Origin of the sequence: Alysiella filiformis (assembly GCF_014054525.1) — a bacterium.
GTDB lineage: Bacteria > Pseudomonadota > Gammaproteobacteria > Burkholderiales > Neisseriaceae > Simonsiella > Simonsiella filiformis.
Genome location: NZ_CP059564.1, coordinates 372,440 through 398,486, shown reverse-complemented (window position 1 = coordinate 398,486; position 26,047 = coordinate 372,440). Strand labels below are relative to the sequence as shown.

Here is a 26,047-nt window from a genome sequence, read left to right as displayed (position 1 = left end):
TTTTATCTACCATAACAAATCAATTTGGCGTTTTTTAATTGTGCAGGGTTATTGGGATTTTTGATTTTTATGTCTGTAATGATTAAGTTGTCATTTTGCAATTTTAATAATTCATCGGTATTATGAAATTGTTGCCATTTTTCATCATTGATAATACACATAAAATTAAAATTTTTAGTTAAATCTCTTTGATAAACATAATTAAAAACCGCCCAAGGATTTTCAATGCCCCACATTCCACGCACTCGCAAATAAGTAACGCCAAGCGGGTCAATTTTATTTACTCGCCCCAATTCATTGGTTTCGGCAAATTCAACCCCAACAATGCTTTCAACGCCTGTTTTTATGGTAGATTTGATTTTTAAATAACATTCTTCATCAGCACAATAATCTTCGCCATAAACCATACACAAATGTTTTAATTCATTTTGTTTATTAACCACGCCAACCGCATAAATCAAATCTTTTACTTCCCAATTTTCGGCATTACGACAAGCGGTTGAAATCATATTGCTATTTACCAATAATTTGGCTTTGGGATAACTGCTGTTTAATGCCAAAGCCGAATTGGGACTTTCAATCTTTTTGACTTCAATCGCATCACCATTTTTTAACATCATATCGGGCGGATTGCTGTGATTGCCCAAATAGGAAAACACTTCGCTGTGGCGTTGTATCCGTTCATTTTCGGACAAATGAAAAGTCCCAGAAAACACATCTTTAATGTAATTTTCCAAGGCGTCGCCTGCCAAATTGGCACGATTGCGATTTTGATAATGAGCCACAAGTTCATTAACAGGGTTTTGAACAATGTGAATAATGGCGTTGATAATGTTCATATTTTTATAAAATAAAGACAAAAATTGGGCGGTTATTTTAGCATTTTTACAATTAAAAATCCATTTTCAGCCAGCCAAAAACACCGCTTGTCTTTCCCAAGCGGTGTTTCCCTTAACCTTTCAACCCATAGCCAGAGACGAATTGCAAGGCGAGTTTGATTTTTTTGTTTGAATTGTCAAGATAATTGGTCATTTTGGGTTCTCCCATTCAAAAGTATGGGGATATTATAGAATTTTATTATTGATAATTGAATGGTTAAAAATGGAAAGTTGATTTTTAAAAATGGAAAGATAAAAATTAAGAAAATGGATTTTCAGGCTGCCTGAAAGTTTATTTTGCCCATTTTGAAAAGAAAAACACCGCTTGAATTGCTCAAACGGCATTTTAATGATTAAACACCTTTTAAAAACTGCTCAATATTATCCGCCACATTATCTGTATCTTGATATAAAAATTGGCTTGGTACATTCACAAATTGTCCGTCAATATCGGCGATTAAACTGGGTACGCCACGCACGCCAAATTGACTTGCCAATAATTGCCCTTGCCTAATCAAGTCATTTGCCAAATTGATACTGTTATCATCGGTTAATTGATTGGCGATGTCAGTTTGTCCAAATGCAATTAAGCCATTTTTTACCACAGTAATATCGCTGGTATCCAAACCGTCCACATAACGCCGTTTTTGAAATTGTGATAAAGTCGGCAATAATGCTTTTGGTTCATTTTGTTTTAATAAAGCACAAGCAATGGTTAAAGCAAAGGAATCAAATTTTCCGCCTTTTAATAATAATTGACGGTAATTTTCGCTAAATGGCAAACCTGTCATCTGACTGATTTTCATATCATTTGCCCACGCATAATTGGCAAACTGCTCATCAATGATTTTGCCTGTATTGGCAAATAATCCTGTGGCATAACCATCAACTTCGTGCGTTTTGGCAAGATTGGCAATGCCTTTTGATGATGCATAACAAAACCCACATAAAGGGTCAAATAAATAGATAAATTTCATATGGTCTCTTTTAATAAAATCTCGTTTAAAAAAATTACCCAAGCCAAAACTTTGGTAATCATTTTGGATAAATCAATTTTAAAAATTTAATTTCAACTTTTTACCACTTCATTTCGCCTTTATTCACTTTTGCTCCCAATTCCAAATTACCCAACGCTTGATATTTTGGATAAGCGACTTTCATTTTGGCGATGACTTGTCCGCTATTTTGACTGCTTGCCAAAACTTGTTCATATTTTTTCAAATAGGCTTTATTGGCTTTTAATAAATCAACGGTCATTTTGGTATTGGGTGTGGCGTGTCCTGCAATCACAACTTTGGGTTGTAGGCTTGCCATTTCGTCAAGTTGGGCAATCCACGCTTGGTGTTCGGCTTTTGTTTGTGCGTCCGCCGTCCAAAGGTGCATATTGCCAAACACCGACACATTGCCTGTAATGGTTTTTAAAGATGGAATCCACACATAAGGGCGATGTGCCAAAATGCCTGTCGTACCACGAATTTCAATGTTTTGCCCGTCCAAAGTTAAGGTATTGCTGTCTAATTTTTCAGGCAATACCACCGCTTTTGGGGCATTATTCCCCATTTTTGGCGACCAATAATTGACTTTGCCTTCTACTTTGGCGTTGATTTTTTCCAATACGGCAGGGGTTGTTACCACTTTGGCATTGGGGAAAATTTCTTTTAAGGTTGCCACGCCAAAATAATAATCAGGGTCGGCATTGCTTACCAAAATCGTGGTCAATTCTTTTTGGCTGTCCAAAATATTGCCCGCAATACGCAAGGCATCAGCACGGGTAAAGCCAGCGTCAATTAAGACCGCTTCTTTTTCGCCAAGCACCAAATTGGACTGCACCGAAAAGCTGTTTTCATCGGCAGAATAGGTTTTGATTTCTAGGGCGTGGGCAAAATTGGCACTCAGCAAAAGTGCGGTAAGTAATAATTTTTTCATAAAAAATTTCAAAAGGTTAAAAGATTGATTTAATGTGGTGTATCATACGCCCTTAATTTATATTTGGAAGTACTTACAAAAAAGTAAGTATGAAAATAAATTTTAAGATATTGATTTTAAATGATTATTTAAAAACATTTTAAAACCCACAACACCTTCAACCATATTTAAAATTTGGCAAATGCGATTGTTCATAAAAATGCTCGTGTGATGAAAAGATGGTGTATTTTAATCGCATTCTGAATTTGCTAAAATAACACCAATCACAAAGCACTTTTACCAAACTAGCACAAATGAACCCCAAAATTGGTTTACAACCCAAATAAAATCAAACAAAATAACCTTTTTATGGTTATAACCCTAAAAAGTTAATAGAATAATATAAATATTGATGGTGAACATACAAATGTTTAAAAAATACTTGATTTCGTATCAAAATGAGATTTTGTCTGCCAGACATTATGTGGGTGTTGGCGATACAATCATATTATTGCACGGTGCAGGGGAAACCAATCAATCCGTATTAGAGCCTGTGGCAAAAATATTACAAAACCACAATTACAATGTGATTAGCTTTGATTATTCAGGACACGGAGAAAGCAGTCGTCATAATTCATCATCTGTTGCTATTAAAACAGAGCAAGCATTAACAGTTATTAATTATTTTAAGTGTTTAAATATCCATTTATTTGCTTGGAGTATGAGTGGGCAAATTGCAGTAAATTTATTGAAATATTTTCCAAATATTCAATCGCTTACTTTATTTTCCCCTGCTTTATATGCCAAAGATATTATGGATATTGAATTTGGTGAAAATTTTAAACTCGCATTGAGAGAACAGGGTAACTGGCATAGAACAAATGCCAAAGATTTATTACCAAGATTTCAAGGAAAATTAACTTTAATTCGCCCAAAGTATGACCCAGTTATCCCAAATGAAGTCAGTCAAATCTATAAAGAATATAGCAATCCTGATTTATTTCAAGAAATTATTTTAAAAAATGCTCCACATACTTTGGGGGCTTGGTTTAATGAAAATCCACAACGATTTGCCACTATTTTTGAACAAATAAAACCATAAAAAATATTAGCAAGCAAAAGTATTAGCTATGTTAAAATAACACCAATCACAAAATACCTTTACCAAATCAGCACAAATGAACCCCAAAAACACCACCTTTTACGCCCTAGAACTCTTTTTAGCCGTTGCCAAAGAAAAGAATTTTTCCGAAGTGGCTCGTCAGTACGATGTGGCAAGTTCGGTCATTTCTCGGCAAATCAAACAGCTTGAAGATGATTTTGGGCAAACGCTGTTTTACCGAAACACCCGTGCGATGAGTTTGACGCAGGCTGGCGAGATTTTTCGTGAACACGCCCAAGCGATATTGAGCCAATTTGACACACTCAATCAAACCCTACATCAAAAAAACGCAGAACCAAACGGCATCATCGCCATCAATGCCCCTGTATTTTTTGGGCAAAAGCACATCACACCGCATTTGGGCGAGCTTGCTAAGCGTTATCCCAAATTGCAAATCCACCTTACCCAAACCGATGATTTTATTGACCCTTATGGGGAAAAGGCGGACATTATTGTCAGAGTCGCCGTGCCGATGGACAGCAATTTAAAGCAAAAAATCATTGCTCGCCAACGCCATTTTTTGCTTGCCTCGCCTGCTTATTTGGCAAAAAACGGTACGCCCCAAACGCCTGATGAGCTTGCGATACATCAGGGGCTTTTTTATCGTGGGGAATTGGGCGTGTTGCGTTTTAAAAATTTAAATACAAATCAAATACTTGAAATTGGAGAGAAAATGGTCAGCAACAATGCGGACAGTTTGATTCAAATGGCAATGGATGGTGCGGGCATTGTGATGATGCCTGATTGGGCGGTGGCTGATGAAGTCAAAACAGGCAAACTTGTGCCGATTTTGCCCCACATTCCGATTGCCAGTGGCAATGAGGAGATTGTGCTTGCCATTTTGACGCCACAAAGTGCTTATCGCCCTGTGAGCGTGCAAGCGGTCATTGATTTTTTGGTGGAAAAATGGGACGGTGGGAAAAGCTGGCAGGTGTGATTTTTTTTCAGGCTGCCTGAAAGTTTATTTCACTAATTTTAAAACAAAAACACCGTTTGAAATCAAGTTCAAACGGCGTTGCTGACAAAATTACTGTTGATTTTGCGATTGTTCGGACATTTTTTGCATGGTTTCTTCCCAGTCGGCGCAGGGGTCGCGTTCATAACGCACTTTGTTTGCCAATTCGCGATGGCTTAAAAAGCCATTTTTGTTTTTATCCAAACGTTTGAAATCGCGCAAATTGCCCAAACGAAATGCCACAAAGTAGCGGTCAATTTGGGCATTTTGCCATTCTTTTGGGCTTAATTTGCCGTCTTGATTGGGGTCGTTGCTGATGATGAATGCGGTTTCGGGCGATATTTGTGAGCAGGCGTGGCTGTGTTGTGCCAGCGTGATGAAAAATAAGCTGATTAGAATCAATGGTTTTTTCATTTTATTTTGTTTGTGAATTGAAAAACAGCGATTATAACCTGTTTCAGGCAGCCTGAAACGCGCTTGCCAGCGTGTCCATTGAAAAAAGCACATTTGCCCATAAATAGGGCGAATGCTGTGTTAAAATTCACACCAAATTTTAAATTCAAGGACTTCAAATGTTAGCCAATATCGCCAAAAAAATATTCGGCAGCCGCAACGACCGACTGCTCAAACAATATCGCCGCACCGTTGCCAAAATCAACGCGCTGGAAGCCGATATGCAAGCCCTGTCGGACGCGCAACTGCAAGCCAAAACCACCGAATTCAAACAACGCATTGCCCAAGGCACATCGCTGGACGACATTTTGCCCGAAGCCTTTGCCGTGTGCCGTGAAGCGTCTCGCCGCGTGTTGGGCATGCGCCATTTTGATGTGCAACTCATTGGCGGCATGGTGTTGCATTATGGCAAAATCGCCGAAATGCGTACGGGCGAGGGCAAAACGCTGGTTGGCACGCTGCCTGTGTATTTGAACGCGCTGTCGGGCAAGGGCGTACACGTTGTTACCGTGAACGATTATTTGGCGGAACGCGACGCGGGCATTATGGCACCGCTCTACAATTTTTTGGGTTTGGAAGTGGGCGTGATTTTGAGCAATCAAGAGCCATTTTTCCGCCAAACCGCCTACAATGCCGACATTACCTATGGCACCAACAACGAATTTGGTTTTGACTATTTGCGCGACAACATGGTGGACGACCCATACAATCGCGTACAGCGTGAGCTGAATTTTGCTGTGGTGGACGAAGTGGATTCCATTTTGATTGATGAAGCGCGTACACCCCTGATTATTTCAGGTCAAGCCGATGATAATGTTCAGCTTTATCAAATCATGAATCAAGTGCCATCTATGCTCCATCGCCAAGAAAAAGAAGATGGCGAGGGCGATTATTGGGTGGACGAAAAAAACCATCAAGTGATTTTGTCGGAGCGCGGACACGAACACGCCGAAGAAGTTTTAACGCGCATTGGCTTGTTGCAACAGGGCGATTCGCTGTATTCGGCGGGCAACATTATGCTGATGCACCATTTGATGGCAGCTTTACGCGCCCACAGCCTGTTTCATTTAGACCAACATTATGTGATTAAAGATGGCGAAATCGTGATTGTGGACGAACACACAGGGCGTTTGATGGACGGTCGCCGTTGGTCGGAAGGTTTGCACCAAGCGGTTGAGGCGAAAGAAGGCGTTGAAATCAAAAAAGAAAACCAAACTTTGGCGAGCATTACTTTCCAAAATTATTTCCGTTTGTACAACAAATTGTCGGGCATGACGGGTACGGCAGACACGGAAGCCTATGAATTTCAAAGCATTTACAATTTGGAAACGGTCATCATCCCCACCAATAAGCCCATTCAACGCAAAGATTTTAACGACCAAATTTTCCGCACCGCTGAAGAAAAATACGAAGCGGTGGTCAAAGACATCAAAGAATGTTACGAACGCGGGCAGCCTGTATTGGTCGGCACAACCACGATTGAAAATTCGGAGCTGGTGTCGCAATTATTGGACAGAGCAGGTTTGCCGCACAATGTGTTGAATGCCAAAGAACACCACCGCGAGGCTTTGATTGTCGCGCAGGCTGGCAAACCAGGCATGATTACCGTTGCCACCAATATGGCAGGTCGCGGTACAGACATTGTGTTGGGCGGCAATGTGAAACATCAAGCCAACGCCATCCGTGCCGATGAAACGCTGCCTGAAAGCGAAAAAGAACGCCTGATTACCGAGTTGGAACAAAACTGGCAAGCCGAACACGACCGTGTGATGGCGGCTGGCGGTTTGCACATCATTGGTACAGAACGCCACGAAAGTCGCCGCATTGACAATCAGTTGCGCGGTCGTGCAGGTCGTCAGGGCGATGCGGGTTCAAGCCGTTTTTACTTGTCGTTTGAAGACCCTTTGTTGCGCCTGTTTGCTTTGGACAGAGCCGCCGCGATTTTAGACCGTCTTGCGCCTGAACGCGGTGTGCCGATTGAGGCGGGCATACTCACGCGCCAAATTGAAAACGCGCAACGCAAAGTGGAAGGTCGCAACTTTGATATGCGTAAGCAGGTTTTGGAATACGATGATGTTGCCAACGACCAGCGTAAAGTCATCTACCAACAACGCCACGAAATTTTGACCACGCCCGATATTTCCGAAATCAGCCGCGAAATGCGCGAATACGTGATTGGCAGCTTGATTGACGCACACATGCCGCCAGACAGCATGGAAGAACAATGGGATATTCCTGCCCTGATGTTGAAATTGGAAGGCGAATACCGCATTTCTGCCGACATTGCAGGCTGGCTGAAAGCCGACAACACGCTGGAAAACGAAGACGTGAAAGAGCGCGTGTTGAAAATGGTGGAAGACGATTACCAAGCCAAAGTGGAATTGGCAGGCAAAGAAGGTTTCAATAAATTTGAACGCGAAGTGATTTTGCATGTGATTGACACGAATTGGCGCGAGCATTTGGCGGCAATGGATTATTTGCGTCAAGGCATTCATTTGCGTGGCTATGCACAGAAAAATCCCAAGCAAGAATACAAACGCGAAGCCTTTGAAATGTTTAAAAATTTGTGGGAAACCGTGCAGCGTACCGTTGCCATGATTTTGGTGTCTGCCCAAGTGCAGGCGCATGAAAATGTGGCAGAAGAATTTGCGCCGCAACAGGTGTCCATGCACGAAGTTCAGGCAGACGCGCCCAGTATGGAAGAGGTGTTGTCGGGTTCGCGCAATGAATTGGCAGTGGACGCTTTCAAGCCTGCCCCCATTTTGGACGAGGATTCGGAATTTTCGCCTGCCGCGCTTGCTGCCGCAGGCAAGGTGGTGCATCGCAACGACCCTTGTCCATGTGGCAGTGGCTTGAAATACAAACAATGCCACGGTAAATTGGGTTAATTGCCCTAAATAGGCTGCCTGAAAACCGTTTTTTGGTGTTTTCAGGCAGCCTTTCATTACCCTACAAAAAATGGGTTTTGCCTTCGGCGACTGACTTTTTAAAAAAGTAAGCCAAATACATTGAAGTTGAACGGTTTCTTTTCAAAACAATATTTCAGGCTGCCTGAAAATGTAAGTTGCTGAAATAAAATAAAAATGGCTATTGTATTTTAAATTGTTTGGCTTACTTTTTTAAAAAGTACGCCTAGCGGTGGGCAACAGTCGCCAGTGCAGCGACAGAGCGCAAACCCCAATACACCCCTTTTTATTTTTTGTGGGGTCGTGAAAGGCAGCCTGAAACATCATTCTACAAAAAAATCATCATGAAAATATTGAGTTACAACATTCAGGCAGCCATTGCCGCCGACAGCTATTTGAGCTACATCACCCGTTTGCACCGACAATTTTATCCCTGCCCCAGCAAAGCGCAAACCCTACGCCACATCGCCGACTACATCAGCGCGTTTGACATGGTGTGTTTGCAAGAAATTGATTTGGGCGGCTACCGCAACGGCTTTCAAAATCAGGTAGAACAATTTTTGGCGCAAACCCCATTTTGCCACTACATTTGCCAAACCAACCGCGTGGTGGGCAAAATTTCACGGCACGGCAACCTGATTTTGAGCAAAACCCCCTTGCGCGAAGTGGCAAATGAACCCTTGCCGTCCAAAATCAAAGGGCGCGGTATGCTGGCGGCGGCGGTGGACACGCCCATTGGCGAAATGGTGGTGGCAAACGTGCATTTGAGTTTGGGCTTGAGCGACCAACTCAAACAAATCCGCCACATACGCGAACGGCTCAAAACCCACGACCATGTGTGTTTGATGGGCGATTTCAACTGCCCACCCGAAGCAGAACAATTACACGTTTTAACCGATTTTGGCTACACCCGATTGGGCGAAAACAGCCCCACCTATCCAAGCTGGAAACCCAGCCAAACCCTAGACCACATTTTCGTCAAAGGCAGCCTGAACGGACGCAGCAGAGTAGGGCAATTTACCTCGTCCGACCATTTGCCGATTATGCTGGAATTGGATTTTTGAGTTTTCAGGCAGCCTTTTTCATTGCCCTATAAAAATTGAAAAGCGTTGCGCTCTGTCGCCGCGCGGGCGACTTACTTTTTGAAAAAGTAAGCCAAATACATTAATGCGCGTTCGGGGTAAAAGTTATTGATAAATTTAAGCAACCTAGTCCCCTCTCCTGTGGAAAAGGGTTAGGGAGCGGGTTCTTCGCCCAATAAACCCTCTCTCCAACTCTCTCCCAAGGGGAGAGAGGGCTGGTTTGCTGGCACATTAAAAGGGGTTGATTCCGAGTTCACGTTACATTAAAGCTGAACGGTTTCCGTTTCAAAAACACATTTCAGCCTTTCTCTACGCTGCAAAATTTTGAAAAGCTGCCTGAAACAGAATTGTGCCGTCATTGACCCATTTTTTATTTTAAAAAACAAAGGATTAAAATGCAAACCCAAGCCATCATCAACCACATCGTTTTATGGTTAAAAAATTACGCCACCCAAGCCAAAGTCAAAGGCTATGTGGTGGGCATTTCAGGCGGCATAGATTCAGCCGTGGTTTCCGCATTGTGTGCCAAAACAGGGCTGGATACCCTGTGCATCACGCTGCCAATCCGCCAAGCCCCCGACCAGCTCCAACGCGCCAACGCCCACATCGCCCAACTTTGCGCCCAGCACCCCAACGTTCGCGCCCACAACCAAGATTTAACCCCCACCTTTGAACAATTTGAGCGCAGCGTTTCAGGCAGCCGCCCCCAAGATGACGCATTGGCAATGGCAAACACCCGTTCACGTTTACGCATGACCGCCCTGTATTATTTCGGACAAATCAACGGCTTACTCGTAGCAGGCACAGGCAATAAAGTAGAAGATTTCGGTGTAGGCTTTTTCACCAAATACGGCGATGGCGGCGTGGACGTTAGCCCCATAGCCGATTTGCTCAAAACCCAAGTATATGAATTGGCAAAAGAATTGGGTATCCATGCCGACATCATCACCGCCACCCCCACCGATGGCTTGTGGGACACCGAACGCACCGATGAACAACAAATGGGCGCAAGCTACCCCGAATTAGAATGGGCAATGGCACAAGTTGCCCAAGGCAAATCACGCGAACAATTCACAGGCAGACAGCAAGAAGTGTTTGACATCTATGTGAGACTGAATCGCATGGCGCAACACAAAATCCAGCCCATACCCGTGTGCCACATACCCACAGATTTGTTTCAGGCAGCCTGAAACGCCAAAACTGACAAAAAACGTCATATTTTGAGTAAAAAAGTGAAAAAATGCGATACTGACAAAAAATGTCATATTTTGTTATATTTTTATAAAACAATAGGTTGATAATTTTTTAGAGTATCGCAAAAGATTGGTACAAACTGTGCTTAAAGAAAACCATGCAGTAAGCCAAATGCAAGCTGCATATATCGGCAACGATACAAAAATTTCACTCTTAATTTTTTATAGGACTAAAAATCATGAAAACTATGCAAAAAGGTTTCACTTTGATCGAATTGATGATCGTAATCGCAATTATCGGTATTTTGGCTGCAATCGCATTGCCTATGTACCAAGACTACATCTCTAAATCTCAAACCACTCGTGTAGTAGGCGAGTTGGCTGCTGCCAAAACGGGTATTGATGCAGCTTTGTTTGACGGTAAAGTACCTGTTCTGACTTACAAACCTACCGCAGCTTCTGAGCATTCAGTTGGTTTATATAGTTCTAGCAACCAACCACGTTCTAACTTGGTATCTGCTATTACTTTGACTGGTTTTACTGCTAATGGTGCTGGTAGCGTAAGTGCAACTTTGGGTAAAAATGCCAACAAAGACATTCATACTGCTGTGATTACTCAAAGCCGTAACGGTGATGGTGTATGGTCTTGCCTCGTAGAAGGTAAAGGTACTGGTTGGAAAGACAAATTCATTCCTACTGGTTGCACTAAAAAAACTACTAGTTAATTAAATTAAAACCCATTAGGGTTATGGTTTATCAACCGAACAATTTACTTGCTAAATTGTTCGGTTTTTTTATTAATTAATCTCTTAATCATTTGGTAAGAATATGCAAAGCATTCAATCCTTTTTCCACAAAGACCATAAATTGCCCAAACTATCTGGCAAAGAATGGTTGAATTTATGGCTGTTTATTTTTGCACCCAATGTTTTATTTTTGGCTTTGGCGTGGTACACCAATACAGCTCGTCCTATTTTGAATTGGGATTACCTTTGGATTGGTATATTGTGGTTGATGCCGTATCGCATTTTGCGTATTTTTGCCAGCCTGATTTTTGTTTTGGCTATTTTGTTTGATTTTCTGATGCTGTTGATTCAGATTTTTCCATTTTTAGATATTTCTGCCATACAATATTTCTTACCTTTTTTGACTGTTGCACCCAAATCTTATTTATTGGGATTGGGTATATTATTTTTATATGTGTTACTCATGCCTTATGTCATGTTGAGATGGGGTAGGCAACATCATCGTGGTTATGGTGTTATTTTATTTCTAAGTTTATTGGGGTTAGGCTATCATTTGAGAGATGTAAAATATATTGATTTTTCAGCCATTATGGGTAGAAGTAATTATTTCTTATCCCAGAGTCAAAGTTATTTATATTATGATGCCAGTAAAAGTGATTTTATTTTGGCTGCTAAACGTGACCCGATTTTATCGCCCATGTCTGCTGATAAAGAGAAGGCGAGTAGTCGTTTTTTGCAACCACAATCTGATAAAATTTTGTTTGTTATTGCTGAATCATGGGGCGCAAGCCGCAAATCAGAAATGACACAGATGATTTTACAAAAGGTCTATGAGCAGAAATCGCGTTTTGACTTTATTCAAACAGGAATATTTGATTTTTCAGGTTCAACGGTACAAGGCGAATTGCGTGAACTATGTGGTTTGGCTGTGGAAAATGGTTATGCTTTAAGTCGTTTAGCTGCCCAACCTTTTGAGAAATGTTTGCCTAATCAATTGAAAAAACAAGGTTATAAAACCATTTCTATGCATGGAACAAGTGGGTTATTGTATGACCGTACTGGTTGGTATCAAAAGGCAGGTTTACAGCAAAATTTATTTGGTGAAAATTTTCATGACTTAAAACGATGTTCAGCATTTAATGGTGTATGTGATAGTGAGTTGCGACAGGTAGTAGGCAAAATTTTTGCACAATATACTAAACCTGATGATAAATTGTTTTTCTATTGGCTGACATTGACTTCACATCATCCATACGATTTAGATGATGTGCATAATCATCGTTTTAATTGTGAGCTATGGGGAATGAAACCTAATGGTGAAGTCTGTGGCAATTTTAAATTGCAAACACAGTTTTTTGATGATTTTGCTATGTTGATTCAGCAACCTGAAATGAAAGGGGTAGAAGTGATCGTGGTTGGTGATCATATGCCTCCTTTATCTGATGGTGAGGACATTTATCCTTTTGTGCGTTGGCAAGCAGTAAGTTGGCTGCATTTTAAAATTAAGGCGTGATATCTTAGGATAATGCGAACTTTGGATAAGAAATTTCATAAAAATTAAAGGACTTTTGTGATAATCTCTTGTTTGCACATAAGCGAACATCACGAAAGTCCTTTAACGTGGATTATTTTACTGGGCGTTTAGTTATGGTTGGCTTTTCACAAATGTCGCATGAGCGATTTCAAAACCTAATAAGCCAATGCTCTGTTTGAAAAAAAAGTCTTTATGACCAATGAAGTCAAAAAGATGTATCCCGAGTTTGTTTTAAGGTAATGTTGTACAGTTAGCGGGTAGAAATTTGTCTTTCCAAGCAGCCACCGCACGCTTATCAATCATGCATTGCCAATTATCAGGTGTGCGGCGCATGATCAGTTTCAATCCCGTCAAGCCTTTGTATGATTCTTTGCCAAATACGGCTACTATATCCAAATGGCTGTTGTTATCGGTTTTGATGTCTACAGTGGCGATTTCCATCAAATTGGATTGGGGATTATCGCCATGAATGCCGATGTAGATGAATTTGCCGCCTTTGCCATCGCTGCGTGTGCCAGCATGGTCTTGCGGATTGATGGAAGGCGTGTTGCCATTGCCAACAATGTCTTCAACAATACTGCGAATGCTGCTGACTTCATAATATACACGGGTGATTTGTGCTTTGGTAACATAGTCTTGATACATCGGTAGCGCAATCGCTGCCAACACGCCAATAATGGCAATGACTATCATCAATTCAATCAGGGTAAAGCCATTTTGTTGATGGGGTTTGCTTATCATCATTTTTTTATGCTTTCAATTGGGAATTTAAAATTTTGAAAATACGGTAAAATTCAGGTATGGCTGCCTGAAAAAAGTAGCAGCATAGGCTAATAGCAAATTCAATGCCAATTTGGTATATTTGTATATTTGTATTTTAAGTTATTGTTTTAATATTATTTTTTAGGAGTTTGAGGCAATGAAAAAAGCCTATCCCATTGACAAAGCGGTTATTATTGTCAAAATTAAGGCAACTGTCATTCATTTTGTGTTTTCGCTGCTGGTGTTTTTGGCGGCATTGGCGTGGATACGTTGGGTTTTGTATCCCGATTTTCACTTTGATTTGAATGGTGTGTGGTATGGTTTGCGTTTGATTGCGGGGGTGGATTTGGTTTTAGGTCCTTTGATTACGCTGCTGGTTTACCATTCTGCCAAGCCCATGCGCGAAAAAGTGGGCGATTTTGCCATTGCAGGCGTGGTGCAAATCATCGCTTTGAGTTATGGCTTGCACACCATGTATCAGGAACATCCACGCATGATTGCATTCAATGATTATGGCACGGCGGTTACGGTAACACAGCGTGAATTTGGCGAATCGTCCGAGCTGCCTGAAAATTTGGCGGAATTTGATAAATTGGCAGGTGTGCCTATTGCTGCGATTCATCCTGAGAATGGGGTAACCCATTACGCGAAATTGGATTTGAGCAGCTTGCAAAAAGCCGATGAAGCAACACGCCGAACTTTGAATTATGAAGATGACAAGCAAACCCTAGCCGATTTGGAAAAACAACACGGCAAATTGTATGTGTTTGGGGTAATGGGCAAATATCAGGGCGCGTTTGTGGCGATGGACGCAGCGCAAAATCTGATAGCCACATTTGGACAACGTGATTTGCATTGATGTTTTCAGGCAGCCTGAATGCCGTCCGCTAGGACTTTCAGGCTGCCTGAACTGTTTTACTCTTCCGATTGATTTTTGCCAGCAGGCGGTTCAAGCTGTTCTTTCCAGCCGCATTCTTTCTGCGGACACACACGCTCCACGCCCCAACGCTTGGTTACTTTCCGCATGGTAATTGCCCAGCCGCATTGTGGACACGGCTCGTTGAGCGGCAAATGATTGACCGCATATTTGCAATCGGGGTAGCTGTCGCAACTGTAAAACGTTGTGCCAAAACGCGATTTGCGTTCCACCAAATGCCCTTTGCCGCATTGTGGGCAGGGGACGCCTGTGGTTTTCGGTTTTTCCAAAGGCTCAACGTGTTTGCATTTCGGATAATTCGCGCAACCGATGAATTTGCTGCCTGAACGCGCCGTTTTGTACACCAACTGACCGCCACATTTGGGGCAACTTCTGCCTTCCAATTCAGCTTGTTGTGCGGCTTCTTGGGCAACGCGCTCGGCGGCTTGTTCGGCGGTTTCGTTCACATTGCGCGTGTAGCCGCATTCGGGGTAGCCCGCGCACGCCACAAAACGCCCTGCGCGTCCGAATTTGATTTGCAATTTGTGTTTGCCGCATTGTGGGCAGGTTTCGTCCAATTCTTGCGTGGTGAATTTGGCGCGTTCAATGCCTTCTTTTTCAACAACTTGCTTGTGGAAACCTTTCCAGAATTTTTCCATTACAGGAATCCAAGCGCGGCTGCCGTTGGCGATTTCATCAAGCTGGTCTTCCAATTTTGCCGTGAAATCGTAGTCCACATACTGCTCAAAATGTTCGGTCAAAAACTTGTTCACAATGTCGCCCGTGTCGGTGGGCTGGAAACGGCGTTGTTCCACCGTAACGTATTCACGGTCTTTTAAAGTCTTAATGATACTGGCATAAGTAGATGGACGACCAATGCCAAATTCTTCCAAAGCCTTAACCAAAGTCGCCTCGTTAAAACGCGGTGGTGGCTGGGTAAAATGCTGTTCGCCATACAATTTGTCCACAGGCAGCGTGTCGCCCACCGCCATTTCAGGCAGCTTTTTGCTTTCTTCGGCTTCATCGTCTTCGTCTGCGCCTTCTTGATACACGCTCAAAAAGCCAGCAAAAACCAACACTTGTCCAGTCGCGCGGAACACGCCATCGCCCACGTTAATGTCCACCGTTGTTGCGTCAAATTTCGCGTCCACCATTTGACACGCCACCGTGCGCTGCCAAATCATTTGGTACAACTTGAATTGGTCGGGCGACAAAAACGGTTTCACACTTTCGGGCGAACGGTACACCGAAGTGGGGCGCACCGCCTCGTGAGCCTCTTGCGCGTTTTTGGACTTGGTTTTGTAGATTTTGGGCGAAGATGGCAGAAAATCCGCGCCAATTTTGTTGTCAATATAATGGCGGATTTCGGTCAGCGCGTCTTGCGACAGGGTTACGCTGTCGGTACGCATATAGGTAATCAAGCCGACTGCGCCTTGTCCCACGTCTATGCCTTCAAAAAGCTGCTGGGCGGTACGCATGGTGCGGTCGGTGGTAAAGCCGAGTTTGCGTACCGCGTCTTGCTGCATGGTGGAGGTGGTGTAGGGCGCGGCAGGTTTGCGTGTGGCTTTTTTCTTAACCACATCAGCCACTTGTGCGGTTTTGCCTTGCAATTGGGCTAACACGTCTGCTTGCGCTTGTTCGTTGGGCAAGGAAAATTGTTCCAACTTATTGTTTTGCCATTGAATTAATTTGGCGGAAAACTTGGTGCGCCCTTTGTGGCTGTCCATGTGGACTGTCCAATATTCTTGCGTTTCAAAGGCGCGGATTTCGTTTTCGCGTTCGCAAATCAGGCGAAGAGCAGGGCTTTGCACGCGCCCAGCCGACAAGCCGTAGCGGATTTTTTTCCACAAAAGCGGCGACAAATTGAAACCCACCAAATAATCCAAAGCACGGCGGGCTTGTTGCGCGTCAATCAAATTCACGTCCAAGCCGCGCGGATTTTGTAAGGCTGCCTGAACGCCTTTGGGCGTAACTTCATGAAAAACAACACGTTGGATTTTGTCGCCCACGTTTTTCATGCCGCGTTTGGATTTCAAAATTTCATAAATGTGCCATGAAATCGCTTCGCCTTCGCGGTCGGGGTCGGTGGCGAGATAAATGGTGTCGGCTTCTTTGGCGGCGGCTACAATGGCATCAACGTGCTTGCTGTTTTTGCTGATGATTTGGTATTTCATGGCAAAATTGTCATCGGGATTGACCGCGCCGTCTTTGGGAATCAGGTCGCGGACATGTCCGAATGAGGCAAGCACTTCAAAATCGCCGCCCAAGTATTTTTTTACAGACTTGATTTTGTTGGGGGATTCTACAATTAATAGGTTTTTGGACATGGTTTTTTGTTCTTGTTTCAATTTAAATAAATAGGTTGGCTTGTAGGGTGCGTATTACGCACCATTTTCTTTTGTTTTCAATATTTTGGTGTGTGGTACATACCCTACCTTGGGCTGTTTTTTAAATTGGTAATTTTGGGCATTTTATTTTCCTTGCTGTGGTAAATAATACAATGGGTTTTGTTTACATTGTGTTTGGAACAAATGTCTGGCATTAGATAGTGTGATGTAGTCAATGCCAGAGCGGGCTGTTAAAACACTGATATAGTAATAAGGTTTATCTCTGAAATAATCATCTTGATTAAACCAACAATAAATAAAATGGCTTTGATATTCGGTATGGGGTATCACATAGCCTTGCTGATAAAAATGGTCTTCAAAGTTTTCTTTGATAAGTGGCACAGCAACATTGGGCGATGGCAAATATTTGGGTAATTTACCTTGTCCCAAATTGCCATCAAATCCTTTAAGTACATTTTGGGAGTTGATGGTTTTCCTAATCAATGCTTTATTGCTGTCAATGCTCATACTTCTGGCGATGCCAGTCCCCCATTTTTTAACATATAACGATGGTTTTTTGGCATGAAGCTGGTATTTGTCTATTGCCTGACGATGTTTTTGTCCATCAGGGTAATCTGTTTCATCAAAAATGGGAATGCCCCAAATTTTTGCCAATTTTTTGCTCGGTATTTTAAACAGGCAATCGCCATCTAAATTGCTGTGCATTTGATACAGCAAATCGTCAATGTCTTTAATTTTTTTCAGGTTTTGGCAATTTTGGTAGGGCGATGTGCTTGGTTCAGCCGCCAATGCAGCAGGACTGGCACACCATAAACTTGCCATGCCAAATAAAGCCAATAATTTTGTATGGGTCATGATTTCTGCGCTTTCAGGCTGCCTGAAACCTTATTTTGCACCGCTTGCGCTGTCTTCTTCGGGCAAATCCATAATGGCAATGCTGACGATTTTGGCGTGGTCTTGGTAGGCGGTGGAAATTTGTGGGTAGGTTTTGTCTTTTTCATCAAAAATGCCTGTGTCGTCTATGCGGAACGACAATTCAGGCGGTTGTGCTGCAAATTCAACGGTTTGGCGGGCTTCAATTTCGCTCAACATGATTTGTTCTACATTGCCATAGTGTTTGACCACATCGTTTACGCGCATTTCGGGGTGAACACCTTCGGCGGTTTGGCAGGCTTTGGACTGGGTTTCCAAATAGCTGATGGGGCTGTTGTCGGCTTGTTGGTTGTCTTCGGTGTAGGCGAAAACTTCCACGGCTGGATTGAGCTTGATGGCGGTTAATTCGGTGCCATCGGCATCGGGTTCGCGCGAAAATTGGGCTTGGGGAAACTGCTGTTTCACTTGCTGCAAGGTGGTGCCTAGGGGGATGCCTGCTATGCTGTTTTCGTCTATTTCACATAGCGGTTTGGGCTTTTGTGGGGCAGAGGCGGTGGTTTGGCTTGGCTGGTTTGTCTCGCCACACGCGACAAGGCTCAATAAAATCAAACTGATTAAAGGTGCTTTTATCATAATAAAAATGGCTTCTGTGTTCTTTTTATATTGTGGGCAAATTTTTTGGGTTTTGGCAAGCGGTATCTGCACGTTTGGGTTGCTTGAATGGTGCAAGCCCTTTCTTTTTCAAGTGAAAAAACAGTCGTCAGCATAACGACTGTTTGGAATGATGGCTCGATTTTCAGGCAGCCTGAAAACGCATTCAGTGCATCACGTTGTCGCCATAAAATATGCCCATTAAATCATCGCCAATCAACACGGAAATTTCGCAATTGTATGCCCACAGCACCAGCACCACCAAGGTTTTGGCAACGTCTAGCGTGATTTCGTCATGGGGCAGGTGCATGAGCGCGTGAATGATGTATTCGCGTTGTGCCAAATCAATGGCTTTTTCGTGGCTCAAATGGTGCAAAAAGCCGCGAATTTCGGGTGTGAGCGCGTCCAGCTCATCGGGGGTGTACACGCGCATGAGGGTGTGGGGATTGATGGGACTGGCTGATTCGGGCATTTCGCCCAAAAGGTGCATAAACATCAAGGTTTTGCCTATGTCTTCTTCGGCAAAACCTTCGTCTTCCAGCATCATGCCCAAATCTTCGGGCAGGGGGCAGGCGTGCAAATCGGCAAAGTTTTCAATCAAAAAAGCAACAACGTCTAACATAATCGGGCAAATCACGAGGGGTTGAATTAAGTGTGTATTTTAGCGCGTTTTTTCGCTTTCAGGCTGCCTGAACCGCAAAAACGCGATAAAATGCGCCTGTTTTTTCGCATGGGGCAGCAAAAATGTCAAATTCATTGCATTGGCTGGCGCGTTTGATTGACCGCAGCTTGTCTTTATTTGTGTCGTTGCTAACGGGGGTGCGCCCCAAGTTTTCAGGCAGCCTGAATTTTTCGCCTGAAAAGAAGGTGTATTATGCCAATCATGCCAGCCATGGCGATTTTGTGCTGGTGTGGATTTCGCTGCCGCAAAAATGGCGCGAAGTGGTGCGACCTGTGGCAGGTGCCGATTATTGGTTGGGTGGCAAAATACGCCGTTTTATCATTCAACAAGTGTTCAACGCGCTGTTGATTATGCGCAATGGCAACGACCCCAAAGCCATTACCGCACAAATGACCGAAGCCTTACAAAATGGCGATTCGCTCATCATTTTTCCCGAAGGCACGCGCAACACCGATGATGATGTGGTGTTGTTGCCCTTTAAAAGCGGCATTTACCACTTGGCGCGTGAAAACCCCGATGTGCAATTTGTGCCGATTTGGATAGACAACATCAACCGCGTGTTGCCCAAAGGCAAGTTGATTCCCGTGCCGATTATTTGTGATGTGCAAATTGGCGATGAATTGCGCTTGCACCCCAACGAAAGCAAAGATGAATTTTTACAAAGGGCGCGTGATGCCATGCTTGCGCTTGCCCCCAAGCACAAGCGTGATTTGGCTTTGCCACAGCCTTTGTCAAAACAAAAAACACAGGAAAATCAATCATGAACAATGCTTTACCCATTCAGGCAGGCTTTGTGTTTGCGGGTGTGTTTGCGGTGTTGTTGTTGGCAACCTTAATCGGCAACCATTTGAAAAACAAGCACATACTCAATCCCAACCCCGTGATTAACAATATGAATGCGCGCATTTCATCGTGGTGGGTCATGATGATGGTGCTGCTGTTTGCCTTTTGGTTTGACCACATTGGGGCGACACTGTTGTTTTTCTTTATTTCATTGGCGGCATTGCGCGAGTTTATGACGCTCATTTACCAAAGGCGTGGCGACCACAACGCGATTGCTGCCTGTTTTTATGTTTTGCTGCCTTTGCAATATTATTTTGTGCTGACAAATTGGTATGGCATGTTTGCGGTGTTGATTCCCGTGTATGCGTTTTTGATTTTGCCGATTATTTCGGGTTTGTCGGGCGACACGGTGGCGTTGTTTGAGCGCAGTGCCAAAATTCAATGGGGCGCGATGATGAGCATTTTTTGCCTGTCGCACGTTCCTGCGATTATGACTTTGAATATTCCCGAATTTGCGGGGCGCAATATTTTGCTGTTGATTTTCATGATAGTGGTGGTGCAAAGCAGCGATGTGTTGCAATACATTTTTGGCAAATTGTGGGGCAAAACGCCTATAGCCCCCGCACTTTCGCCCAACAAAACGGTGGTTGGCACGGTGGGCGGCATGGCGAGCGCAACGATTTTGGCGGCATGTTTGTATCAGATTACGCCATTTACGCCATTTCAGGCAGCCTTAATTGGTTTTGTGATGTGTGTGATGGGGTTTTTGGGCGGATTGGTCATGTCGGGGATTAAGCGCAGCTACGGTGTGAAAGATTGGGGCAAAATGATACACGGACACGGCGGTATGCTTGACCGTGTGGACAGCATTTGTTTTGCCGCGCCTGTGTTTTTTCATATTGTGCGGTATTTTTGGGCGTGATGGTGTTTTCAGGCAGCCAAAAAATTCATTTGGCTGCCTGAAAAAACTTTATTTCATTTGTGCAAACACGTGTTTGGCAATCTCAATCGTTTCCTCAATCAATTCAGGCGTGTGTGCAGCAGACACAAAACCCGCTTCATAAGCCGAAGGTCCAAATGCCACATTTTTGTTCAACATCGCATGGAAAAATTGTTTGAAACCATCAACATTGCTCGCCATCATATCGGCATAAGTTTGGGGGAATTGTTGGGCGAAATACAAACCAAACATACCGCCCACGCTATCGGCACAAAAATCCACGCCAGATGCTTGTGCTGCCGATGTTAAACCTTGCGCCAGTTGTTGGGTTCGGGCAGACAGGTTTTCATAAAAATCAGGGCGTTGAATAATCTCCAAAGTTTTCAAACCAGCCGCCACCGCCACAGGGTTGCCCGACAAAGTGCCTGCCTGATACACCCCACCCAAAGGCGAAATGCAATCCATAATCTCTTTTTTGCCGCCAAATGCCGCCAAAGGCATACCGCCACCAATCACTTTGCCCATGGTGGTCAAATCGGGCGTGATGCCGTGCAAGGATTGTGCGCCGCCCAATGCCACGCGAAAACCCGTCATCACTTCATCGTAAATCAGCACCGCACCGTTTTGTTCGGTAACTTGGCGCAGGGTTTGGACAAACTCGGGCGTGGCGCGAACCAAATTCATGTTGCCCGCAATCGGCTCCAAAATCACGCCTGCAATTTGCTCGCCCAATTCGTCAAACGCCTGTTTTAAGGCTGCCACATCGTTGTAGGGCAACACAATGGTGTGTTGGGTCAAATCGCTTGGCACGCCAGCCGAACTGGGGTTGCCGAATGTGAGCAAACCCGAACCTGCTTTCACGAGCAAACTGTCGGAATGCCCATGATAGCAGCCTTCAAATTTCACAATTTTGTCGCGCCCCGTGTAGCCACGCGCCAAGCGAATGGCGGTCATGGTCGCTTCCGTGCCAGAGCTGACCAAACGCAAACGTTGTACGCTTGGCACGATTTTGGCGATTTCTTCGGCAATGGCAATTTCGCCCTCGGTGGGTGCGCCAAACGACAAACCGCCCAGCGCGGCAGCCTGAACCGCCTCCACCACTTCGGGGTGGGCGTGTCCGACAATTGCCGTTCCCCAAGAGCCAACATAATCAATGTATTGTGTGCCGTTTGCGTCCCAAACGTGTGCGCCTTGCGCTTTGGCGATAAAGCGTGGAATGCCGCCCACGCTGCCAAAAGCGCGAACAGGCGAGTTTACGCCAGCAGGAATGATTTGTTTGGCGCGTTCAAAAAGTTGTTCATTCATAATTAAGCTACCTGAATGTTGAATTTCGTTGATAAAAGTGTGTTGATAAAATGGGTTTTGTGATTGAAATCATGGGCGCATTGTGTGATTGCAATGCGCCTGTTTTTCATTTGTTTGCCAAAACTTTTGCGTCCAATTTGTGTCGCATGATTTTGCCCACCGCCCATTGCGGCAGCATATTCAGCAGCGCACATGCCACACGCATTCGTTTGGGGAAAATCGCCACATCACGCCGCGCGTTTAAGGCTGCCATGATTTCGTTTACCGCGCGTTGTTCGCTCACGATAAAGGGCTTGTGCGTGGCGTTGCCACCGTTGAGTTGGCGCAATTTGGCGGTGTCCACATAGCCGCTTGCCACCGCCAGCACCGCCACTTGGCGCGGCGCAAGTGCCGTGCGATAGGCTGCTGCCGTGTGCCACATGGCGCGTTTGCATTGCGCGTATAAGCTGGTGTAGGGGTAGTCCACCAATGCGGCAATGGAGCTGAAACACACCAAAGCCGCTTCTTTGCCCGCCACACGCTGCGCCGCCCACGCAAAGGCTGCCTGAAACGCTTGCACATTGATTGCCAGCATGGTGGTACTTTCTTCTGCCGACAAATCAAAACGGCGTTCGTTGGCATACACCCCTGCCGCGTAAACCACACGCTCAAACGGTGCGAGCGCGTCCAATTTGGCAAACAGGGCTTGACGTTGCCCTTCATCGCCCAAATCGGCGCGGTACACGCCCCATTCAGGCTGCTGGGCTTGCAAATGCGCCACCTTGTCTGCCGAACTGCCCACCACGCTGATTCGCCAACCCAAATGGGCGTGTGCCTGTGCCAAAGCCAAGCCCATGCCACTGGTTCCGCCCAAAATCAAAATGTGGCGTGACATGATTATTGCTTCAAAATCAATGCGTAATAAAAACCATCTTGTTTTTCGCTGGGCAAGAGGGTTTGTTCGGTTTGTAAAACCGCATTGGCGTGGCGTTGCAGGAATTTGGCGCATTGCAAGCCGTTTTCTTCTTCAAAAATGGAGCAGGTTGCCAGCAACATTCGTCCGCCCGATTTGAGCGTGTGCCACAATTCGTCCAGCATGGCTTCTTGCTGACGTGCGGTTTTGAGCGCGTCTGTGGCGCGGCGCGACCATTTGATGTCGGGATTGCGCTTTATTGTGCCTGATGCGGTGCAAGGCACGTCTGCCAAAATCGCGTCAAACGGTTTGCCGTCCCACCAATCCGACACGTTTTCGGCAGGCGCGCAATGCAAGGTGGCTTGAAAACCCAGTCTGTCCAAATTTTCTTGTACGCGATTTAAGCGTTTGCGGTCAATGTCCAGCGCGGTAACATCGCAATCGGCACATTCCAAAATATGCCCTGTTTTGCCACCAGGGGCGGCGCAAGCGTCCAAAATGCGTTCGCCATTTTGTGGATTGAGCAAGGCGATTGCCTGTTGCGCCCCCCAATCTTGCACCGACACCGCCCCTTCGTAAAATTGCGGCAACTGGCTGACAGGCAGGGCTTCGTTGAGACGCAGGGCATAATCGCCCAAGGGTTTTGCCTCAATGCCATGTGTTTGTAAAATTTGAAGATAATCTTCCGCATTCATTTTGCGGCGATTCACGCGCAAGGTAAGCGGTGGACGCGATTGAAACGCCATCGCCACATTGTGCCAATATTTGGGATATTGATTTTTAAGATAAGTTTGCAACCAAATGGGCAGATTGTGTCGTGCGACATCATGGGTTTTGCACAATTTGTTTAAATGCGCTTTTTCGCGCTGAAATCGGCGCAAAATGGCGTTGGCAAACGAGCGGTATTGTCCGCGTCCGATTTTGGCGATGTGGTTCACGGTTTCATTGACCACCGCGTGTGGCGCGTTTTGGGTATGGTTGAGCTGATACATTGCCACCAGCAGATAATGTTCCAACTGTTTGTTGTCAATCGGCTTATTGAGCAGCTTGCCGAGCATGAATTTCAGGCTGCCTGAAAAACGTTGGCAACCGTAGGCAATGTCTTGCAGCATGCCTTTGTCTTGCGCCGACAATTCGGGGTGTTGCGCGATGATGTGTGCCAATTCATCAGACAGATTTTTGCCGCTCTCAACGGCAAGCAGGGTGTGGGTGGCGAGAATTTGAACTTGGGATAGCGACATGATTTTGATTGAAAATGAAAAAATGGGAAATAATGTGGGGCAGGGGAAGATGAAAATGCGGTTTCAGGCAGCTTTTGGGGTGTTTCCCCCGCCCTAACCCTCCCCCGCCAGCAGGGGAGGGAACAGATTTCAGGCAAACAAAAAAAGTTTTGGTGTGTGCCGAAGGCAGCCTGAAACCTTATTCAGCCCCAAAATGGCGTTGCAATAAGGCACAAGTGCGCCGTTCACGTCCGCGTCTGCGCGAGCTGATGGGGGGCGGAGGCGTTTTCACAGACAGGGCAGGGGGCGTGCTTTTGTGTGGTTTGGGTTGATGTTGATGGGGCGTTTTGCTGTGTTTGGCGGGCGGCGCGGATTCGTTCAGGCTGCCTGAAACGGCATTTTCGCCCTGTTGCCAGCGCGGTTCAAAGCCCTCAATGCGAGAAATGGGCAATTCGGTTTGAATCAATTCCTGTATGGATTGATACATTTTTTGTTCATTTTCGTCCATCATGGAAATGGCGATGCCGTCTGCGCCAGCCCTGCCTGTACGCCCAATGCGGTGGACGTAATCTTCCGCCTGAACGGGCAATTCATAATTGACCACAAAAGGCAATTCGGCAATGTCCAAACCACGCGCCGCCACATCGGTTGCCACCAACACGCGCAGGCTGCCTGATTTGAATTGGTTCAACACGTCCAAGCGCGTTTGTTGCGATTTGTCGCCGTGAATGGCGTTTGCCGACAAGCCGCGCCGTACCAAATCACGCGCCACTTGGTCGGCAGATTGTTTGGTTTTGCAAAACACAATCACTTGCGTCATGTGCAAATCCACAATCAAACGTTCGAGCAAATCGCGTTTGCGGTAAGCGTCCACCGCAATAACGTGTTGTTCCACATTGGCATTGGTGGTGTTTTGCGCGGCAACTTCCACCACTTCGGGGGCGTGCATGAAATCTTGCGCCAATTTGCGAATGGCAGGCGCAAACGTTGCCGAAAACAGCAAAGTTTGCCGTTGGCGCGGCAGCATTTGCATGATGTTGCGAATGTCGTCAATGAAACCCATGTCCAGCATGCGGTCGGCTTCGTCCAAAACGACAATTTCCACTTTGTTCAGATTGATGTGTTTTTGTTTGACATGGTCAAGCAAACGCCCCACAGTTGCAATCACGATTTCGCAGCCTGCACGCAAATCTTGGGTTTGCTTGTCCATGTTTACGCCGCCAAACAAAACCACATGGCGCAGGGGCAAGTTTTTTTTGTATTGGCGGGCGTTTTGTTCAATTTGTAGGGCGAGTTCGCGTGTGGGGGTCAGCACCAGCATGCGCACGGGGTGCATGGCGGGCGAAGTGCTGCTGTTGGCGTAGCGTTTTAAGCGTTCCAAGCTGGGCAACATGAAGGCGGCGGTTTTGCCTGTGCCAGTTTGGGCGGCGGCGAGCAAATCGTGTCCTGCCAATGCTTTGGGAATGGCGGCTGCTTGAATGGGGGTGGGGGTGTGGTAGCCTTGTTCGGTTAAGGCGGCAATGATTTCATTGCTCAAACCGAGTTCGGAAAATAATTGGCTCATTTTTTTGTGCTTTCTGTATTTTGGGAATCGGGCAGCGTGCGTTTTCAGGCTGTCTTACAGTACACGACAAAAATCTTTCAGGCTGTCTGCAACCTGTCCCCTCCCCTGCTGGCGGGGGAGGGTTAGGGTGGGGGTGGCTCTTTGCGTTTCTAACCCCCACCCCAGCCCTCCCCCTTACATAGGGGGAGGGGGCAGGCTTGTGGCAATATCAAAAAATGTCGTGTACTGAAAGGCTGCCTGAAATGAGAACCTGTGGATAGTTGTGGGGTTTATTTAGAACCTGTATTCACAATCTTA

The 26,047-nt window shown here is 45.2% G+C and carries 23 protein-coding genes; 10 read left to right on the top strand and 13 right to left on the bottom strand.

Annotated elements, in window-relative coordinates; all coding sequences use genetic code 11:
- Nucleotides 1-2: 2 nt before the first annotated feature.
- The 3 genes from H3L97_RS02035 to H3L97_RS02025 all read right to left on the bottom strand — a co-directional run bounded on the left by H3L97_RS02035 (nt 3) and on the right by H3L97_RS02025 (nt 2,804).
- Nucleotides 3-839 carry an NgoPII family restriction endonuclease gene (locus tag H3L97_RS02035; protein WP_097114521.1) on the bottom strand — a complete coding sequence of 279 codons (837 nt, stop codon included), beginning with the start codon at nt 837-839 and terminating at the stop codon, nt 3-5.
- Between the two features lie 392 nt (nt 840-1,231).
- A complete protein-coding gene (locus H3L97_RS02030) occupies nt 1,232-1,855 on the bottom strand; it encodes a DsbA family protein (RefSeq protein WP_097114522.1) in 624 nt (207 codons plus the stop codon).
- Nucleotides 1,856-1,955: 100 nt separating this feature from the next.
- Entirely contained in the window at nt 1,956-2,804 is an 849-nt protein-coding gene (locus H3L97_RS02025; protein ID WP_097114523.1) for an MBL fold metallo-hydrolase, read from the bottom strand.
- Between the two features lie 406 nt (nt 2,805-3,210).
- Between H3L97_RS02025 and H3L97_RS02020 the strand changes: the two genes are divergently transcribed.
- Nucleotides 3,211-3,885 (top strand): alpha/beta fold hydrolase, encoded by a 675-nt coding sequence (locus H3L97_RS02020; protein ID WP_179655848.1) that lies wholly within the window; start codon nt 3,211-3,213, stop codon nt 3,883-3,885.
- Between the two features lie 76 nt (nt 3,886-3,961).
- Nucleotides 3,962-4,882 (top strand): LysR family transcriptional regulator, encoded by a 921-nt coding sequence (locus tag H3L97_RS02015; RefSeq protein WP_097114525.1) that lies wholly within the window; start codon nt 3,962-3,964, stop codon nt 4,880-4,882.
- Nucleotides 4,883-4,972: 90 nt separating this feature from the next.
- Here the strand turns inward: H3L97_RS02015 and H3L97_RS02010 are convergent, their stop codons facing one another.
- Entirely contained in the window at nt 4,973-5,314 is a 342-nt protein-coding gene (locus tag H3L97_RS02010) for an EF-hand domain-containing protein (protein WP_179655849.1), read from the bottom strand.
- Nucleotides 5,315-5,472: 158 nt separating this feature from the next.
- Here H3L97_RS02010 and secA point away from each other — a divergent pair, with 158 nt between their 5' ends.
- From secA to H3L97_RS01985, 5 genes are all read left to right on the top strand, one after another.
- Nucleotides 5,473-8,241, top strand: coding sequence for a preprotein translocase subunit SecA (gene secA, locus H3L97_RS02005; protein WP_097114527.1), 2,769 nt, complete (start codon nt 5,473-5,475; stop codon nt 8,239-8,241).
- A 362-nt stretch (nt 8,242-8,603) separates the two neighbouring features.
- Entirely contained in the window at nt 8,604-9,323 is a 720-nt protein-coding gene (locus H3L97_RS02000; protein WP_097114528.1) for an endonuclease/exonuclease/phosphatase family protein, read from the top strand.
- Nucleotides 9,324-9,736: 413 nt separating this feature from the next.
- On the top strand, nt 9,737-10,531 hold the full coding sequence (gene nadE, locus H3L97_RS01995; protein WP_097114529.1) for an NAD(+) synthase: 795 nt from the start codon (nt 9,737-9,739) through the stop codon (nt 10,529-10,531).
- 242 nt (nt 10,532-10,773) lie between these two features.
- Nucleotides 10,774-11,259 (top strand): pilin, encoded by a 486-nt coding sequence (locus H3L97_RS01990; protein ID WP_097114530.1) that lies wholly within the window; start codon nt 10,774-10,776, stop codon nt 11,257-11,259.
- Nucleotides 11,260-11,362: 103 nt separating this feature from the next.
- Nucleotides 11,363-12,793 (top strand): sulfatase-like hydrolase/transferase, encoded by a 1,431-nt coding sequence (locus tag H3L97_RS01985; RefSeq protein WP_097114531.1) that lies wholly within the window; start codon nt 11,363-11,365, stop codon nt 12,791-12,793.
- 252 nt (nt 12,794-13,045) lie between these two features.
- Here the strand turns inward: H3L97_RS01985 and H3L97_RS01980 are convergent, their stop codons facing one another.
- Nucleotides 13,046-13,555 carry a pilin gene (locus H3L97_RS01980; RefSeq protein WP_097114553.1) on the bottom strand — a complete coding sequence of 170 codons (510 nt, stop codon included), beginning with the start codon at nt 13,553-13,555 and terminating at the stop codon, nt 13,046-13,048.
- A gap of 178 nt (nt 13,556-13,733) precedes the next feature.
- Here H3L97_RS01980 and H3L97_RS01975 point away from each other — a divergent pair, with 178 nt between their 5' ends.
- Entirely contained in the window at nt 13,734-14,435 is a 702-nt protein-coding gene (locus H3L97_RS01975) for a hypothetical protein (protein WP_097114532.1), read from the top strand.
- Between the two features lie 56 nt (nt 14,436-14,491).
- On the opposite strand, the gene topA is transcribed toward H3L97_RS01975, so the two are convergent.
- The 4 genes from topA to H3L97_RS01955 form a co-directional block, all read right to left on the bottom strand.
- Complete coding sequence (topA, locus tag H3L97_RS01970; protein WP_097114554.1) at nt 14,492-16,819, bottom strand: type I DNA topoisomerase; 2,328 nt, start codon at nt 16,817-16,819, stop codon at nt 14,492-14,494.
- A gap of 144 nt (nt 16,820-16,963) precedes the next feature.
- Nucleotides 16,964-17,695, bottom strand: coding sequence for a hypothetical protein (locus H3L97_RS01965; protein WP_097114533.1), 732 nt, complete (start codon nt 17,693-17,695; stop codon nt 16,964-16,966).
- A gap of 30 nt (nt 17,696-17,725) precedes the next feature.
- A complete protein-coding gene (locus tag H3L97_RS01960; RefSeq protein WP_143269151.1) occupies nt 17,726-18,346 on the bottom strand; it encodes a hypothetical protein in 621 nt (206 codons plus the stop codon).
- A gap of 184 nt (nt 18,347-18,530) precedes the next feature.
- Nucleotides 18,531-18,986 carry a Smg family protein gene (locus H3L97_RS01955; RefSeq protein WP_097114535.1) on the bottom strand — a complete coding sequence of 152 codons (456 nt, stop codon included), beginning with the start codon at nt 18,984-18,986 and terminating at the stop codon, nt 18,531-18,533.
- Between the two features lie 122 nt (nt 18,987-19,108).
- Here H3L97_RS01955 and H3L97_RS01950 point away from each other — a divergent pair, with 122 nt between their 5' ends.
- Nucleotides 19,109-19,810, top strand: coding sequence for a lysophospholipid acyltransferase family protein (locus H3L97_RS01950; RefSeq protein ID WP_097114536.1), 702 nt, complete (start codon nt 19,109-19,111; stop codon nt 19,808-19,810).
- On the top strand, nt 19,807-20,751 hold the full coding sequence (locus tag H3L97_RS01945; RefSeq protein WP_097114537.1) for a phosphatidate cytidylyltransferase: 945 nt from the start codon (nt 19,807-19,809) through the stop codon (nt 20,749-20,751). Before H3L97_RS01950 ends, H3L97_RS01945 begins: the two co-directional genes overlap by 4 nt.
- Before the next feature lie 48 nt (nt 20,752-20,799).
- Here H3L97_RS01945 and hemL read toward each other — a convergent pair whose 3' ends face one another.
- The 4 genes from hemL to H3L97_RS01925 all read right to left on the bottom strand — a co-directional run bounded on the left by hemL (nt 20,800) and on the right by H3L97_RS01925 (nt 25,750).
- The gene (gene hemL / locus H3L97_RS01940; protein ID WP_097114538.1) at nt 20,800-22,074 is read right to left on the bottom strand and encodes a glutamate-1-semialdehyde 2,1-aminomutase; all 1,275 of its coding nucleotides are present in this window, start codon (nt 22,072-22,074) and stop codon (nt 20,800-20,802) included.
- A 106-nt stretch (nt 22,075-22,180) separates the two neighbouring features.
- The gene (locus tag H3L97_RS01935; protein WP_097114539.1) at nt 22,181-22,948 is read right to left on the bottom strand and encodes an SDR family NAD(P)-dependent oxidoreductase; all 768 of its coding nucleotides are present in this window, start codon (nt 22,946-22,948) and stop codon (nt 22,181-22,183) included.
- Nucleotides 22,949-22,950: 2 nt separating this feature from the next.
- Nucleotides 22,951-24,207, bottom strand: a complete 1,257-nt coding sequence (gene rsmB, locus H3L97_RS01930) for a 16S rRNA (cytosine(967)-C(5))-methyltransferase RsmB (RefSeq protein ID WP_097114540.1) — start codon at nt 24,205-24,207, stop codon at nt 22,951-22,953.
- A 178-nt stretch (nt 24,208-24,385) separates the two neighbouring features.
- Complete coding sequence (locus H3L97_RS01925; RefSeq protein ID WP_097114541.1) at nt 24,386-25,750, bottom strand: DEAD/DEAH box helicase; 1,365 nt, start codon at nt 25,748-25,750, stop codon at nt 24,386-24,388.
- Nucleotides 25,751-26,047 lie beyond the last annotated feature (297 nt).

Excerpts from the sequence above, each read along its gene's own strand:
- H3L97_RS02035 (WP_097114521.1), bottom strand. The coding sequence starts at position 839 with ATGAACATTATCAACGCCATTATTCACATTGTTCAAAACCCTGTTAAT.
- H3L97_RS02030 (WP_097114522.1), bottom strand. The coding sequence starts at position 1,855 with ATGAAATTTATCTATTTATTTGACCCTTTATGTGGGTTTTGTTATGCA.
- H3L97_RS02025 (WP_097114523.1), bottom strand. The coding sequence starts at position 2,804 with ATGAAAAAATTATTACTTACCGCACTTTTGCTGAGTGCCAATTTTGCC.
- H3L97_RS02020 (WP_179655848.1), top strand. The coding sequence starts at position 3,211 with ATGTTTAAAAAATACTTGATTTCGTATCAAAATGAGATTTTGTCTGCC.
- H3L97_RS02015 (WP_097114525.1), top strand. The coding sequence starts at position 3,962 with ATGAACCCCAAAAACACCACCTTTTACGCCCTAGAACTCTTTTTAGCC.
- H3L97_RS02010 (WP_179655849.1), bottom strand. The coding sequence starts at position 5,314 with ATGAAAAAACCATTGATTCTAATCAGCTTATTTTTCATCACGCTGGCA.
- secA (WP_097114527.1), top strand. The coding sequence starts at position 5,473 with ATGTTAGCCAATATCGCCAAAAAAATATTCGGCAGCCGCAACGACCGA.
- H3L97_RS02000 (WP_097114528.1), top strand. The coding sequence starts at position 8,604 with ATGAAAATATTGAGTTACAACATTCAGGCAGCCATTGCCGCCGACAGC.
- nadE (WP_097114529.1), top strand. The coding sequence starts at position 9,737 with ATGCAAACCCAAGCCATCATCAACCACATCGTTTTATGGTTAAAAAAT.
- H3L97_RS01990 (WP_097114530.1), top strand. The coding sequence starts at position 10,774 with ATGAAAACTATGCAAAAAGGTTTCACTTTGATCGAATTGATGATCGTA.
- H3L97_RS01985 (WP_097114531.1), top strand. The coding sequence starts at position 11,363 with ATGCAAAGCATTCAATCCTTTTTCCACAAAGACCATAAATTGCCCAAA.
- H3L97_RS01980 (WP_097114553.1), bottom strand. The coding sequence starts at position 13,555 with ATGATAAGCAAACCCCATCAACAAAATGGCTTTACCCTGATTGAATTG.
- H3L97_RS01975 (WP_097114532.1), top strand. The coding sequence starts at position 13,734 with ATGAAAAAAGCCTATCCCATTGACAAAGCGGTTATTATTGTCAAAATT.
- topA (WP_097114554.1), bottom strand. The coding sequence starts at position 16,819 with ATGTCCAAAAACCTATTAATTGTAGAATCCCCCAACAAAATCAAGTCT.
- H3L97_RS01965 (WP_097114533.1), bottom strand. The coding sequence starts at position 17,695 with ATGACCCATACAAAATTATTGGCTTTATTTGGCATGGCAAGTTTATGG.
- H3L97_RS01960 (WP_143269151.1), bottom strand. The coding sequence starts at position 18,346 with ATGATAAAAGCACCTTTAATCAGTTTGATTTTATTGAGCCTTGTCGCG.
- H3L97_RS01955 (WP_097114535.1), bottom strand. The coding sequence starts at position 18,986 with ATGTTAGACGTTGTTGCTTTTTTGATTGAAAACTTTGCCGATTTGCAC.
- H3L97_RS01950 (WP_097114536.1), top strand. The coding sequence starts at position 19,109 with ATGTCAAATTCATTGCATTGGCTGGCGCGTTTGATTGACCGCAGCTTG.
- H3L97_RS01945 (WP_097114537.1), top strand. The coding sequence starts at position 19,807 with ATGAACAATGCTTTACCCATTCAGGCAGGCTTTGTGTTTGCGGGTGTG.
- hemL (WP_097114538.1), bottom strand. The coding sequence starts at position 22,074 with ATGAATGAACAACTTTTTGAACGCGCCAAACAAATCATTCCTGCTGGC.
- H3L97_RS01935 (WP_097114539.1), bottom strand. The coding sequence starts at position 22,948 with ATGTCACGCCACATTTTGATTTTGGGCGGAACCAGTGGCATGGGCTTG.
- rsmB (WP_097114540.1), bottom strand. The coding sequence starts at position 24,207 with ATGTCGCTATCCCAAGTTCAAATTCTCGCCACCCACACCCTGCTTGCC.
- H3L97_RS01925 (WP_097114541.1), bottom strand. The coding sequence starts at position 25,750 with ATGAGCCAATTATTTTCCGAACTCGGTTTGAGCAATGAAATCATTGCC.